Origin of the sequence: Liquorilactobacillus aquaticus DSM 21051 (assembly GCF_001436755.1) — a bacterium.
GTDB lineage: Bacteria > Bacillota > Bacilli > Lactobacillales > Lactobacillaceae > Liquorilactobacillus > Liquorilactobacillus aquaticus.
The window spans coordinates 167,695-181,749 of record NZ_AYZD01000017.1; the positions used below are offsets into that span (position 1 = coordinate 167,695).

The following is a 14,055-nucleotide window of genomic DNA, read 5'->3' on the forward strand; positions in this document are numbered from 1 at the left end:
ATTTTTTTGCAATTAATTTAAAAGACAGTGAAAAAAGTTTCCTGTGGATAGTCGAACAAACGGCTGATTCACAGGCTTTTTGTAATATCAATAAATTTTTAAATTAAAAGCGCCTGCTGTGGAGTTTTTGATTGAAAGTATAGTTTGATACAGCATGTTCAGAGGCTAAGGCAAAAATCAAGATGAATTAAGGAAAGAGTATTAATTTTTTGCTTTTTTGTCCGATTTACGTATTGAAAAGAGTATTTATGTAAGAGAAGTTTTATTGCTCCAGATATTATGTCAGGTCATATCATAAAAGATCAAGATAGTAGCACAATAATAATTCTATTTCGTTCATGGTTTTTAAAGTATCTAAAAATGAATGGAGGAAGTAATATGCGAAAAAGATATGCAGTTGCACTAATGCTGGCTCTAATTCTAAGAAATATTATGTTTGCTGAAACGGTCAAGGCAGACACAACGTCAACGATCTCCTTCACTGTTACATCGGGGGGACTGTCATTGACTTCTACTCCCGAGCTTAACTTTGTTTCAACGGGAGAAAAAGGAACAGGAGGGGTGCTAAGCTTTGGTAAGCGTTCAAGCACTTTTAAAACAGCGAGCAGTTCTGACAAAAAACTGGTAATTGAAGACTATCGAGGAAACGAGGCAACACCTTGGACAATCTGTGCTCAACTGTCTTCGAAAAATGCGGGGGTAATCCATAGTGAAGTCAAGTTTTATACTACAAGTTCTGGAAAAGACGTTAAAGAAAAACTAACTATATCAAATGAACCGGCTGAAGTCATGCATGAATCTGCAAAGTCAGGCAAGACAACGACTAAGCTAACAAGCAGTCGGCTAGATCCCGGTAAAAAAGAATTGTCTGCAAAAAAACAAATAGGAACTGTAACTTGGATGCTAATAAATACAGCAGCAAATTAATTAGTGAACAATTCCATGTGCATCAATCTTGAATTTTTGAATTATTTTTTTATTGAAGTTCCCCGAGTGTATTACTACGGTCAGTGAGTATGTTCCCTTTAATTTAGGTGTGTTAAGCAATCTTAGTGATAATGGGAGTTTTGAATAAGGTGCCATTTGAAGGTTGGTTAACTTTTTCTTATAGAGAACTTTTTTTTGAGAAAGTAGTTTGATGTTTAAACGCATGGCTCCAAAAACAACCGGGGAAGTATTTAGAACTTTAACGGACAAGACGGCATGCCTGCTATTTCGAGAAGTACTACTTATCTTACTTAGCACTAATTTGGGCGAATATTTTGAGTTGAAGTTTTGTGAGAGAAAAACGGGCAGCGTCATTGAAAAAATGTTGTTAATTTCATCGTAATCTTTTGTCTGGGCGGTACCTGTGGGGGTATTCTGTCGAGTAACATAGATTCCGCCAACTACTGTTCCCCTGAAACCTGCAGTGGGTACTTTGAGTTTGAAGACCACGTTTTTATATGAATGAGCTTGAACCAGTATTCTTTTCTTTGTCCCATTAATACTTAAAATAGGCAAAGGCTTATAATTGCGTGGAATATGGTGGAGATGTTGAGAAGCTGCATAGTTAATTTGACCTTGAGTGGTAGTGGCAGCATTGCGCAGTTGAGCTTGAAAATAAACAGATGAATATTGATTGTGATTGAAGATGCGGACGCGCAGACGGTAGCTTCCCCCCTTTTTTACTTGCATATGATAGTAACCTAGTCGAAGATTAGTTTGGCCGTTGGTAAATTGCGGCGTAATAGAGAACTGGGCATTGGTGTTGCTGGTAGTAGCTCCTTTAGCGTAAACCACTTTTGTTTGAAAAATGCAAAAAAGGGTTAATAATATTATGAGAAATAGTGGGTTTTTAAAAGATTTTAAATTTATAGTCATTTTATCAAGCTACTTTCTGGCGGTTAATGAAAATTAATCTGAGGCTCAATCATTACTGGCAGTGTTGTTGAGTGTCCAAATGATACGTCCGTGATATTTTCCGGGTTGAAAATTATTTCTTTGTTTGCGAGTTAAACTATTAAAATTCAGAGTAGAGGAATTCCCTGCCAAGATAGTGACTGACTTAACGCCGTGGGTTGGAAGTTCCAACGATGTTAAAACGGGTGTAGTAGTTTTAGTTGTCAAAGTGACTGAGCCGGCCGTTTTATAATATTTGTTATCAGAGCGTAGCCTTAACGTGACAGTAGGAGCGATAGAAAAAGGACCGTTTACAAGAGGAGTGATAATAGCATTTACACTCCAGCCGCGCTGTGTCTCGCTATATCCGCGATAGTCAGCGACGGTAAGTGGGTTATTTTTCCGTGAGTCACCACGATATAGGTGAATCCTTGCGCCGTTATAAATAGTGTTGAGGCTAATCTTGCCAAAATTTAAGTTAGGTACCGCATTCAGTTTTAATGAACCTGTGTTGGAGGATCTCTTTTGCGGTATATTCGAGTATTTTGAAGCTGGTTGCGTACTTTTTTGTTGTACGCTACCCGCGTCAGTTGTGTCTCCTGGATAGACGGTAAAGTTGGCCTCTGAATTTAAGGTTGGACTGATGCTATCCGCCCGTCCGGTTGCTAGATTAATAGATAGGTAAAAAAGTAAGGTCAGCCAAGCTAGTATGACCATGTTGCTTTTTTTCATAGAAGAGCTCTCCTTGCTTAAAGCTGGTGTTCTGAAGTTTCCGTATCCAATATATGATTAATGGGCACTGGGAAGCGTGGGATCGGTAACCGTCAGATTCCATGAAATTGTTGTACTATAATTTTCATTAGCGTTGACGGACTGATTCTGAGCACCGCTTGGAAACTGCAGCCTTCCCTGAATCGTATCGGAAAAAGCAGCTGGTGTAGTGGAGCTGCCAGAGTAAACGATTTGCGGCTCCTTTCCCAGTTGAATGCCATTTAGTGATAAGTTAGCATTCAAATTATTGCCGTCAATATCAGAGAAAGAACGAGTCTGATTAGCCGTTAGTTGCCATGAATGATTGGCATTTTTGACAGATACTTCCCCCTCCGCAGTGTAATTCTTTGTTGAATCACCCTTTGCGATAACACTTACCGGAATAGTACCGAAATTAAAAGCTTCTGGTACACTGACCAGCTCAGGTGCTGATGGTGCTGGCGAAATTTTAACTTGTGCTCTATTTGAGGCTGCTGCAATACTCCATGGCTGCCAACTTTGACAGCTGCTAGAGCAGACGACAAGCTGAATTGATAAGGGTTTGCTGTCTTTAGTTGCCTTCACTGCCTGGGTAATAAAATTATTATCACCTGTATTTTTAATTGTAAGGTTCGCAGGTGCTAAACTGCTTTGTAGTATGCCGCCTGCGTTAGTTACACCAGAGACACGTCCCAGGTATGCAGGACTAGTGGCATTCTCTGGCCAGTAGAACCATGCATACCAATAATGTTTGGACTTATTTAGGCTGTTCAATAACTGTGAAAACGCATTTTGGTCGATAATATTTTGCCAAGTATTATCTTTAACCAAACCGGTTGATTGGATGTCAGATTCAGAACATTCAATAGCTTTTAAACCACCTATATACAGGTCCTTATTATCTCTGTTATTACCGGCTTGAGCGCTTATTCTGAGAGGGAAACCATAACTTTTTGGATCTGTATTGACTTTTGTCAAAAGATTTTGAAACGGTACATTGAATTTAGTTACGGCCTTGCCAGATGAATCAACATCTGATTTACCGTTATTTAGAAAAGATGCAGTGAGACCAGCAAGGCTTGCTGATGAAGCAGACCATTGAACAGAATCCGTGGTGTTGGCTGGTATAACTTGAGCGGTAGCTGAATTGTATTGGTCATTTGACGCAAAAATACTGTTGGGAGCAGATGTTATATGTATCTGGGTAGAAGAAACCTGCCCAGAAAGTTTGTTTGAATAGTAAGTTGTTGGTTGACACCAGGGATTATTGTAAGTGTTCACTCCGACAACATATCCTTTATGCATACTGTCCATTAGCCAAGTGCTGTCTTTGTATTTTGAAAGGTTCACAGTGTAGGATAGTTCTGAATAATCGCCCTTTTCTTTATGTGTGTAACTTGCTTGATCGGTCACCCAAGTAGCATTCTGAAAATTATCATAGGCTGTAAAAATTGTGATATCAATTTTGTTGTTGAACTTAACATTTTGATAACTGATGACAACGTTAAATTTTAAGTATGTTTGACCATTTTCCAAGACAGTATACGGCTGAGTAGTGAAGCCAGCTTTGCCCTTATCAAGATCACCAGCTGGGGTAGTTGCGCAAACTGAGTCCGCACTAACATGTGCACAGAACAAACTGCTGCTTGCGAAAAGAAAAGCACACAAAAACATAATCAGATACGTTATTTTATTTTTGTGCAAATTGCAAACAAACATTTTTTTCACCTCAAAATATGTGATTATAGCACGACTGCTAGTAAAAATGTTACAAGATAAGCTTAAGGTGGGCTGCGAAAGAACATGTTGAAAGAATAAAATATTTTTTGAGATACTTATTTTTTGGGCTCTTTTGCAGTAAGTGAATCCTCAGTTGACTTTTTATTTGCTGAGCGTCGTCCGATAAAGAATGCGAGCATGAAAACCAAGAGCACGAGTAAAACACCTAGCAAGATCCACAACCATGTCCAGTTACGATTAATGTTAGCTTTTTTATTGATCTTTCCTGCGTCAGAACGAGTGATAGTGAAATTGCGATCAAAAATCCATTTATATTTTCCTGAAGTTGCAATGACGTGCATATGATATTTTCCAGACTTCATTGCCTTATTATGCCAATTGATAGAATAATCAAAGTTTGAGTTGGGTGCCATACCAAGATTCTTCTGCGTTGAACGATAGAGAACCTTGCTGCCTGCCAGTTTAGAGATTTCACCTGTTAGGGTTAATTTTTTTATCATTACCGGGCGTGTATTTTCTAAATTGATTTTTGTGGCTGCACTGAAATTGGCTGTGTCTTCGATCCCAGCAGAAATTTTATTCATTTTCATCTTGGGGGCTACAGTTGCTTGGGTATCCTCACGTAAGACAACTCCCAATGCTAAAGCATAGCGGTTTTTAATGATCATGCCTTTTTGATTAGTTTGCTGTGTGTTTGAGGTTTGATTGTCTAGAAAATACAAAGCACCTTCAAGTATGCCGCGGAATTTTTGTTGCGGCATTTTAAGCGTGAACGTCAAGGTTTTACTCTCACGCGGTGCTAAAATGATCTTTTGCGGGCGGCCTAATATCTCTGATAAGAAAAATGGCGCACGGCTGAGATGTTTGAGGTTGTTTTTATCATACGCCTCAACACCAGCATTGCTGGTGTAAGCCGTGTTGGGATAAGCCGTAATTTTTTTTTGAGCATTGGTCAAATTCTGAATCTGAACATTGATGTTTTGTGTTTGTCCTGGCACGACCTTTAAGTCAAAATAGGAAGCATTTTTGTCGAATTGATTAGCAGGTGTGACAGCAGTGACAGTAAAGCCGGCACCCTCAGCATGAGCTGTGGGTACTTTTAGCCATATTATTGGGATGAGGCACGTTATTAGAGATAAAATCATGGTAAAAAGTCTTTTTTTTGTGTTCAACACTTGTTCTCCCTGTACGATTCACATATTCGGTGGTAGTTTTGATTGCAATATTCTGATGGGACTACAAAAGCTAGGACCCGTGTGGTTATCCTAGCTCTTACCTATCGCTAGCAGACTGCTTAATTTGAAGCGGTATCGTTTAAAGTCCAATTTATAGTGGCGGAGTAGGTTCCAGGGCTAACGTTAGCGGATGGGTCAAAATGAAGCTTTGTGTTTGTTGTATCAGTGGTAGCAGTTGCTGTGTTGACCCCCTTGTTATTTGTGGCAGAATTCCAGACTGCTTGATAATTGTTTCCGATAGAAACACCGTTGATATCGCTGGCAGCGGCAGTGTTTTGACTTGTAGCTTGGAAGGTGATTACACCAGTCAAACTAGAATCAGGATCACTTTTATTTTGGAATTGAGATAATTGAGCACTGACTGACCAGCCTTTAGCTACATTACTGCCGCGATAATCTTCAATCGTTAATGGGGCATCTGCTTTGTTCAAGCCAATATCTGTTCCTTTGCTGATGTCTTTCACGTTTGTATCTTTGAAAGTGAAACCGGGTGCGCTTGTAAGCGCAAGACCGTTAGGATTATTTGGAGTTCCATCCCCAGCTGACACTTTAAAGGTGGCTTGTGTACTGTTGGCTGCGGCTTGACTAGAGGTGCTCGAAGAACTCGAATTACTGGAGTTGTCTGCTTTGGCTGTTCCGAGGTTCAACATAAGTAAGGCACTTAAGGTGATCCCGGAGATAGCCATTATTTTTTTTAACATAAAAAACCTCTCCTTTTTTAATTAAAAAATAAAAAGTTAATTGTTGATAACAATAGAAATATAGCACGCATTTTCTGAGAAGACAAGGAAATTTTAATTAAAAAAAATTTTTTTTTAAAAAAAAGCTTAAAAATAATAATTAATAACCGATTGTATCCAACTTGAGCACTTAAAGTTAAGAAGAAATCGGTTACAAAACTGGCTGATTAAAAATAATTATCTATTAGAATGAATGTCTTTGTTAACATTCAAAGGTGAACATTTTTTAAGTATCTTTGAATTCGCTTACTTCGACTGAAAGTGATACACTGGTGATACACAAGGCTGAACGGGGGAGTGACGCGTGTGACAAGGCGTGAGAAAATTTTGAAATATTTGGAGAAGTATACAACGGGTAAGTCAAAAAGTGCAACAACTAAGGAAATTGCTGAAATGCTGGGGATTCTGCGGCCTAATGTCAGCAAGGAGCTTAACCTACTTGTTAGAGAAGGCAAGGTTGAAAAAATGAACGGCCGGCCAGTTCGATATTTTATACTCAGCGCAAATGAAATTAAGAAAGCTGTGTCCATGGAACGGAAACCAACCATTGGTTTTGCGGGCAGTACTGCAATTGCGAGTGCTACAGAAACTGGCAAATTATTTTCAGAGATGACAGGGACAGGTGATGTTTTTGCAAATATGATCGGATCACATGATAGTTTGAAAAATCAGGCCGAACAGGCGAAAGCAGCGCTGCTTTATCCACCGCATGGGTTGAATACGTTGATTATTGGCCCAACTGGATCAGGAAAAACTTACTTTGCCAACAATATGTATCGTTTCGCTTTAGCAAAAGAAATTATTGCAAAGAAGGGTTTCACAACTTTTAACTGTGCAGACTATGCTCACAATCCACAATTGCTGATGTCGCATTTGTTCGGATATGTCAAGGGGGCATTTACGGGGGCCGATGAAGATAAGGATGGCCTTATTCAAGAAGCTGACGGTGGAATGCTTTTTTTAGACGAGGTACATCGGTTACCACCGGAAGGGCAAGAAATGATTTTTTATTTCATGGATCATGGAAAATACAGCCGCCTAGGTGAAACAGCTAAGACGCATCATGCAGATGTGAGATTGATTTGTGCAACGACAGAAGATCCTGAGAGTTCATTGTTGCAGACATTTGTACGTAGAATTCCAGTTACAATTCAACTGCCTGCCTTCGTTCAAAGAAGCGCACGTGAGAAACTGCAATTGTTGCAGCACTTGCTCACGCTTGAAGCTAATCGTATCCATAAGGATATTCGCTTAAGCGAAGATGTGGTCCAGGCTCTGTTAGGAAGTGTCACATACGGGAATGTCGGGCAGCTTAAATCTAATGTGCAACTAGTTTGTGCTCAGGGATTTTTAAATAGCATGCAGAACAAGGAAGAAATTAGCTTGAAGTTTAACCAGTTACCGCCCAATATCAAGGAAGGTTTATCGCTTTTGGCGAATAATCGGCATGAACTTGGCAAGCTGACACGTTTGTTAGAACCAGTAATGATTATCAAACCCGATTTTAATCGTGGAATGACAGAGATAGATAGTTATGAACTCCCGTATAATTTGTACGAAATTATTGGAGACAAAGCGGCGCTGTTGAAAGATGAGGGATTGGATCAATCCTCGATCAATAACTTTATAATGACAGATATTAATCTGCACTTTAAGTCGTTCTATCGTCAAGGCAAGTTGGATAAAACTGTTAACAGTTTGAATGAAATAGTTGACCAGGAAATTATCGATCTGACAAAAAAAATCCAGCAACTCCTGCAAGAAAAAGAAAATTATCCATTGAGGGACAGTTTTATCTATGCGATGAGCCTACATATCAGTTCATTTATTAAAAGAGTTCAATCAGGCAAAGCACTTCGCAATATGTCGGCAGATTTAATATCCATGGTGCATGATTATCCAAATGAATTAAAAATTGCGGGGAAAATCAAAGAATTGATTGAAGAGCATTATCGCTTCCCAATACCGCGGTCTGAAGTATACTACATGGCGATTTTATTGGTATCTTTGCGTTCAGAGCCCAAGACAGGAAAAGTTGGAATTGTAGTCGCTGCTCATGGAAATAGCACAGCTTCGTCAATGGCTCAAGTTGTTTCACAATTACTGTCTGTAGATAATATTGTCGCATATGATATGCCGCTTGAAATGAGCCCAAAAATTGCATTGAATGGGATCGCCGCACAGGTCAAAAAAATTGATCGGGGGAACGGCGTACTATTGCTGGTAGACATGGGTTCACTTAGTACTTTTAGCAGCAAATTGAGTGAACAGACTAATATAAACGTTAAAACAATTGATATGGTGACAACTGCAATGGTTTTAGAAGCTGCGCGTAAAACAGCCTTAATTGACAGTGATCTTGATACTGTTTATCGGGAATTGCACGAGTTTGCAGGTTATTCGCGTACGCTTGGAAAAGTACAGAAAAAAGTTGATTATTTATCAGAGATTCCGCATCAAAAAAACAAAGCCATAATTGCAATATGCTCCACAGGTGAAGGTACAGCCAAGAAAATCAAAGAATTATTGGATAAAATCTTAATTAATAATCTAATTGATGATATTACGGTCATCACAATTTCTGTTGTCGGGATGAAAGAGAAAATTGCAGAGGTGCAGCAAAAATATCAAATCGTGGCGGCTACGGGAATTATTAAGCCCCAAATTACAGTTCCTTTTATCTCATTAGAAAATTTGCTGCAAGGTGGGGGAGAAAGTTTCGTCAGCTTAATAGAACAAGTAAATGATAGTAGCACGCATAATATGGACTCGCTGGAGAATTCAGAGCAATTGACTGAAGAAACAACTCAGAAATATCTCAGTCAGTATTTTACTTTCATCAATCCTATAAAAATTACTAAAATATTATGGGATTATTGTGACTTTATTCAGGAGCGCAGTCGTTTCCAAATATCGAATTCTTTCAGAATAAGCTTGATCATGCACTTATCCGGTGCACTTGAAAGATATTTAACACGGGCGGAAATGAGTGCTGACAAGGAGAATTTATCTGCCGTTAGATCGGATAAATTGTATCCGATCATTAAACAAGCAAATGAGCTGCTGGATGGGACTCTGAATATTAGACTCTCAGATGTTGAAACTTATTACATTATTGAGTTATTTAATACAGAAAATGAAAAAAGCAATACACTAAAAAAGTAATACACTTTTTAGTGTATTGCTTTTTATTATTTTTTAATCACTGGGCCCCTTTATGATAGCGCTTTTAGCTGATACACAAAAAATGGCATGCAAATTGCTTATACTAAAGTGTGGGTACATTTTTAAATTCAAAGATCTGCATTGCAATAGAAATGATGGTGAGTGGTTATAGTGATGGATGTCCGTTTGTTGCGAATTGACAGTCGTTTACTGCATGGACAGGTTGCTACTAATTGGGCGAAGGCGATTAGCGTCAATCGAATTTTAGTTGTTTCAGATCGAGTTGCTCAAGACATGATGCGCAAAACGTTGATTATACAGGCTGCGCCTCCTGGACTCAGGGCAAATGTTATCACAGTAGAAAAAATGATACGTATCTATCATGACCTGCGTTTTGTTTCGGTTAAGCCGATGATTTTAGTTGAAGATCCCATTGATGCTAAGCGTCTTGTTGAAGGAGGTATCAAAGTCTCTTCGGTTAATATTGGTGCAATCAGTTTCGACAGCACAAGAGTCATGGTTACTGATACAATCGCTGTTGGGCCTAAAGATGTAAAGGCTCTCATATGGCTTCATGCTCATAATATTCGTCTTGACGTCCGTAAGGTTGCCAATGACAGCTCAAAAAATCTTTGGAAATCACTTTTGGAAAAAGGGTTGGTGAAAAACGACTGAACTTTGAGTTGGTAAATTTAACTTGTCTGTGCATTTTCAAGAATTCACTGAAAGGTGGTGAGAAAAGTTTTTGACGTGATGAAATAATCCGTAATTTTGCGTCATTTTCATAAAATGACAGTGAAATCGGATGCTTTAGCAGTTAACTAAAGCAAAAAACTCTCATAATAGGAGGTATTAAACAATGGTAGGTATTATCCTAGCAAGCCATGGTGGCTTTGCTGAAGGCATTTTCCAATCTGCTTCGATGATTTTTGGCGAACAGGACAATGTTAAAGCTGTCACCTTAATGCCGAACGAAGGTCCGGATGATGTAAGAGCTAAAATGGAAAAAGCGATTGATTCTTTTGAAAATAAAGATGAAGTCCTATTTCTTATCGATTTGTGGGGTGGAACGCCTTTCAACCAAGCTAATACCATTTTAGAGGCACATAAAGATAAGTGGGCAATTGTTGCCGGTATGAACTTACCAATGGTAATCGAGGCATATGCATCTCGTTTGTCAATGGAATCGGCACATGAAATTGCTGCACATATTATTGAAACCGCTAAAGATGGTGTAAAAGTTAAACCTGAAGGACTTCAACCAAAAAAGAAAACGGAAACTGTATCAGAAGACGATCAACCTAAAGGCTCATTATCGCCTGGAACAGTGGTTGGGGATGGCAAAATCAAATATGTCTTGGCGCGTGTAGATTCACGCCTTTTACATGGTCAAGTCGCAACAGCTTGGACAAGGTCAACTAATCCTAATCGAATTATTGTTGTTTCCGATAAGGTTGCCAAAGACAAACTTCGTAAGAGTATGATTGTAGAGGCTGCGCCCCCTGGAGTACATGCTAACGTGATTCCAGTCAAAAAAATGATTGACGTAGCAAAAGATACTCGTTTTGGAAATACTAAAGCCTTAATTCTTTTTGAAAATCCCGAAGATGCACTCACTGTTATTAAAGCTGGAGTCGATATCAAAGAACTTAATATTGGTTCGATGGCACATTCTGTCGGTAAAGTTGCTGTCAGCAAGGTTCTTTCTTTAGATGGTGAAGATGTTAAAGCTTTTGAGGAACTTGAAAAATTGGGTGTTAAGTTTGATGTTCGCAAGGTTCCAGATGATTCTAAAGGAAATATGGATCAAATTATCAATAAGGCACGTCAAGGACTTGCGGAAAACAAGTAATAAAAGTTAAAAAAGGAGGATTATCAAATGTCTGCTATATCAATGATTTTAGTTGTGATCGTTGCTTTTTTTGCAGGAATGGAAGGTATTTTGGACGAATTCCAATTTCATCAGCCATTAGTATCTTGCACACTAATAGGTTTAGTAACTGGTCACTTGACACTTGGCATTATGTTAGGCGGTTCATTACAAATGATCGCTTTAGGATGGGCGAATATTGGAGCTGCTGTTGCTCCTGATATTGCTTTAGCTGCTACTGCATCGGCAATTATTTTGGTTCAAGGTGGTCAAGGGACTCATGGTTTAGGGTCAGCTATTGCTTTTGCAATCCCATTGGCGGTTGCAGGTTTATTCTTAACGATGATTGTACGTACGATTACTGTTGCTATTGTTCATTTTATGGATGCTGCTGCTGCACAAGGAAATTCTCGCAAAATTGATTTTTGGCAAATGGTATGTATTTGCCTACAGGGGTTGCGGATTGCGATTCCTGCTGCTCTCTTACTGATCATCCCTGCTTCAAGCGTTCGTGATCTGCTTAATGCAATGCCAAGCTGGTTGAGCGATGGGATGACTATCGGTGGTGGAATGGTCGTTGCTGTTGGTTATGCAATGGTTATCAATATGATGGCTTCGCGTGAAGTATGGCCTTTCTTTGCAATTGGTTTTGTCGTAGCTGCAATTTCTGACTTAACGCTGATTGCTATTGGTGCTGTCGGCTTGTCGCTTGCTTTGATGTACCTCCAACTCGATAAGGGTGGTTCAGGTAATAGTGGCAATGGTGGTAACGGTAACACTGGTGATCCACTAGGCGATATCTTGGATGACTATTAAATTCGAAGGGGGTAAGCAAGATGCAAGAAAAGAAAGTCAGTTTAACAAAAAGTGATCGATTACATGTTGCATGGCGTTCAACTTTTATTCAAGGTTCATGGAACTATGAACGTATGCAAAACGGTGGTTGGTGTTATTCGATGATTCCAGCCATTAATAAGTTATATAAGAAGAAAGAAGATCGCATTGCTGCATATCAAAGGCATTTGGAATTTTTCAATACTCATCCGTATGTAGCTTCACCAGTTATTGGTGTTACTTTGGCACTGGAAGAAGAGAGAGCTAACGGAGCGCCTGTTGACGATGTTGCAATTCAAGGGGTTAAGGTCGGAATGATGGGTCCTCTTGCCGGTGTTGGTGATCCTGTTTTCTGGTATACTGTTCGCCCTATCGTAGGGGCTTTAGGAGCATCACTTGCACTTAGCGGCAATATTTTGGGTCCGATCCTGTTCTTTGTTATTTGGAACATTATTCGTTGGGGATTTATGTGGTATACACAAGAATTCGGCTATCGTGCAGGTAGTAAGATTACAGAAGATTTATCTGGAGGTTTGCTACAGAGTGTTACTAGAGTTGCTTCAATGATGGGTATGTTTGTTATTGCAGCCTTAATTGAGCGCTGGGTAACAATCAAGTTTACACCCGTCGTTTCAAGGATCAAGCAGCAGGCAGGAGCTTATATTGATTGGGACAAGCTTCCTAAAGGTGCTAAAGGAATTCAATCAGCTTTGCAGCAACAGGCTAGTGGACTTTCATTATCAAAAATTAAGGTTACAACTTTACAAGATAATCTTGATTCCTTAATACCTGGATTAGTTCCACTACTTTTGACTTTCCTTTGTATGTGGCTCCTTAAAAAGAAAGTTTCCCCAATCGTCATTATCATCGGAATCTTTGTTGTTGGGGTCGTAGGACATGTCGTAGGGCTTCTTTAAACTGATTTTTATTTTTGCCAAAGTACCTGTAAAAGGTTAAAGCGTAGGAGGTGATGGTATGGTTGAATCAATTAATTCCAAAGTTGATCTAGCAATTGACGCTACATCATACTTGGGCTTAGGTGACTACGGGAAAATTATGGTAGGTGACAAAGGGTTTGAGTTTTATAATGATCGTGATGTAAACAAGTTTATACAGATACCATGGGAAGAAGTAGATTTAGTTATTGCATCTATTATGTTTAAGGGTAAGTGGATCCCACGTTACGCTATTCAAACAAAACATAATGGAATGTACAAGTTTTCATCTAAGGATCCTAAGAAAGTTTTGCGCGCTGTTCGTGTATATGTAGAGCCAAACCATATTGTACGTTCGTTGACCTTTTTTCAGGTTCTTAGACGAAATTTAAAATGGCTTTTCGGAACAATAAAAGGAAAATTGACAAAAAAATCCAATGTATAACTTAATTGTCATTACGCAACTAATTTTATGCTTTTTCTGCGAAATGTACGATAGTACTTCTTGATAAGTCCTAGAAATGAAGAGCTTCACCGGAAAAAATATTACTTTTCTGATGAAGCTTTTTGATATATTTAAGAACAATTGTTTTGGCTGGCTTTGAAAAAAAGAATTTTTTTAAAAAAGTTCTTGACGGAGGTCTTAAGTGCGTGTATAGTAATATCCGTTGTCACATTTACTCAGATTTGATTTGCAGGATGTAAAAAAAATTCTTGACTTTTGCTTGATAATTAAGTAAACTGATAAAGTTGTCTCGTTTAAAGAAATAAAGTTGCTTCAAAAAAGTTCTTGACTTTCTTTTGCGAGTGTGATAAACTTAAGAAGTCGCATTGATGCGGCATTAAAAATGTAGATCTTTGAAAACTGAACAAAGTTTCGACGAATCAAATGTGTAGGGTCTCCT

The 14,055-nt window shown here is 38.8% G+C and carries 12 protein-coding genes; 7 read left to right on the forward strand and 5 right to left on the reverse strand.

Translation table 11 applies throughout. The annotated features are described in order from the left end of the window. Window positions 1-378 precede the first annotated feature (378 nt). Window positions 379-927, forward strand: coding sequence for a hypothetical protein (locus FC19_RS06625; RefSeq protein WP_057876200.1), 549 nt, complete (start codon window positions 379-381; stop codon window positions 925-927). On the opposite strand, the gene FC19_RS06630 is transcribed toward FC19_RS06625, so the two are convergent. The 5 genes from FC19_RS06630 to FC19_RS06650 all read right to left on the reverse strand — a co-directional run bounded on the left by FC19_RS06630 (window position 928) and on the right by FC19_RS06650 (window position 6,307). Beyond that, window positions 928-1,782 (reverse strand): WxL protein host-binding domain-containing protein, encoded by an 855-nt coding sequence (locus FC19_RS06630; RefSeq protein ID WP_162261189.1) that lies wholly within the window; start codon window positions 1,780-1,782, stop codon window positions 928-930. 126 nt (window positions 1,783-1,908) lie between these two features. After that, window positions 1,909-2,613, reverse strand: coding sequence for a WxL domain-containing protein (locus FC19_RS06635; protein ID WP_057876202.1), 705 nt, complete (start codon window positions 2,611-2,613; stop codon window positions 1,909-1,911). Window positions 2,614-2,670: 57 nt separating this feature from the next. After that, window positions 2,671-4,350, reverse strand: a complete 1,680-nt coding sequence (locus tag FC19_RS06640; RefSeq protein WP_057876203.1) for a hypothetical protein — start codon at window positions 4,348-4,350, stop codon at window positions 2,671-2,673. A gap of 116 nt (window positions 4,351-4,466) precedes the next feature. After that, entirely contained in the window at window positions 4,467-5,543 is a 1,077-nt protein-coding gene (locus tag FC19_RS06645; protein ID WP_057876204.1) for a WxLIP family cell surface protein, read from the reverse strand. A gap of 122 nt (window positions 5,544-5,665) precedes the next feature. After that, window positions 5,666-6,307 (reverse strand): WxL domain-containing protein, encoded by a 642-nt coding sequence (locus FC19_RS06650; RefSeq protein WP_057876205.1) that lies wholly within the window; start codon window positions 6,305-6,307, stop codon window positions 5,666-5,668. A gap of 345 nt (window positions 6,308-6,652) precedes the next feature. Between FC19_RS06650 and FC19_RS06655 the strand changes: the two genes are divergently transcribed. The 6 genes from FC19_RS06655 to FC19_RS06680 all read left to right on the forward strand — a co-directional run bounded on the left by FC19_RS06655 (window position 6,653) and on the right by FC19_RS06680 (window position 13,595). Continuing rightward, a complete protein-coding gene (locus FC19_RS06655) occupies window positions 6,653-9,511 on the forward strand; it encodes a sigma-54-dependent transcriptional regulator (RefSeq protein ID WP_057876206.1) in 2,859 nt (952 codons plus the stop codon). A 174-nt stretch (window positions 9,512-9,685) separates the two neighbouring features. After that, entirely contained in the window at window positions 9,686-10,186 is a 501-nt protein-coding gene (locus FC19_RS06660) for a PTS sugar transporter subunit IIB (RefSeq protein ID WP_057876207.1), read from the forward strand. Between the two features lie 184 nt (window positions 10,187-10,370). Continuing rightward, a complete protein-coding gene (locus tag FC19_RS06665) occupies window positions 10,371-11,363 on the forward strand; it encodes a mannose/fructose/sorbose PTS transporter subunit IIA (protein ID WP_057876208.1) in 993 nt (330 codons plus the stop codon). Window positions 11,364-11,390: 27 nt separating this feature from the next. Further along, window positions 11,391-12,197, forward strand: a complete 807-nt coding sequence (locus tag FC19_RS06670; RefSeq protein WP_057876209.1) for a PTS mannose/fructose/sorbose transporter subunit IIC — start codon at window positions 11,391-11,393, stop codon at window positions 12,195-12,197. Window positions 12,198-12,217: 20 nt separating this feature from the next. Next, window positions 12,218-13,132 carry a PTS system mannose/fructose/sorbose family transporter subunit IID gene (locus FC19_RS06675; RefSeq protein ID WP_057876210.1) on the forward strand — a complete coding sequence of 305 codons (915 nt, stop codon included), beginning with the start codon at window positions 12,218-12,220 and terminating at the stop codon, window positions 13,130-13,132. 58 nt (window positions 13,133-13,190) lie between these two features. After that, entirely contained in the window at window positions 13,191-13,595 is a 405-nt protein-coding gene (locus FC19_RS06680; protein ID WP_057876211.1) for a DUF956 family protein, read from the forward strand. The last annotated feature ends 460 nt before the right edge of the window (window positions 13,596-14,055 follow it).

Coding starts and splice junctions, on each gene's coding strand:
- FC19_RS06625 (WP_057876200.1), top strand. CDS start 379: ATGCGAAAAAGATATGCAGTTGCACTAATGCTGGCTCTAATTCTAAGA.
- FC19_RS06635 (WP_057876202.1), bottom strand. CDS start 2,613: ATGAAAAAAAGCAACATGGTCATACTAGCTTGGCTGACCTTACTTTTT.
- FC19_RS06640 (WP_057876203.1), bottom strand. CDS start 4,350: ATGTTTGTTTGCAATTTGCACAAAAATAAAATAACGTATCTGATTATG.
- FC19_RS06650 (WP_057876205.1), bottom strand. CDS start 6,307: ATGTTAAAAAAAATAATGGCTATCTCCGGGATCACCTTAAGTGCCTTA.
- FC19_RS06660 (WP_057876207.1), top strand. CDS start 9,686: ATGGATGTCCGTTTGTTGCGAATTGACAGTCGTTTACTGCATGGACAG.
- FC19_RS06665 (WP_057876208.1), top strand. CDS start 10,371: ATGGTAGGTATTATCCTAGCAAGCCATGGTGGCTTTGCTGAAGGCATT.
- FC19_RS06670 (WP_057876209.1), top strand. CDS start 11,391: ATGTCTGCTATATCAATGATTTTAGTTGTGATCGTTGCTTTTTTTGCA.
- FC19_RS06675 (WP_057876210.1), top strand. CDS start 12,218: ATGCAAGAAAAGAAAGTCAGTTTAACAAAAAGTGATCGATTACATGTT.
- FC19_RS06680 (WP_057876211.1), top strand. CDS start 13,191: ATGGTTGAATCAATTAATTCCAAAGTTGATCTAGCAATTGACGCTACA.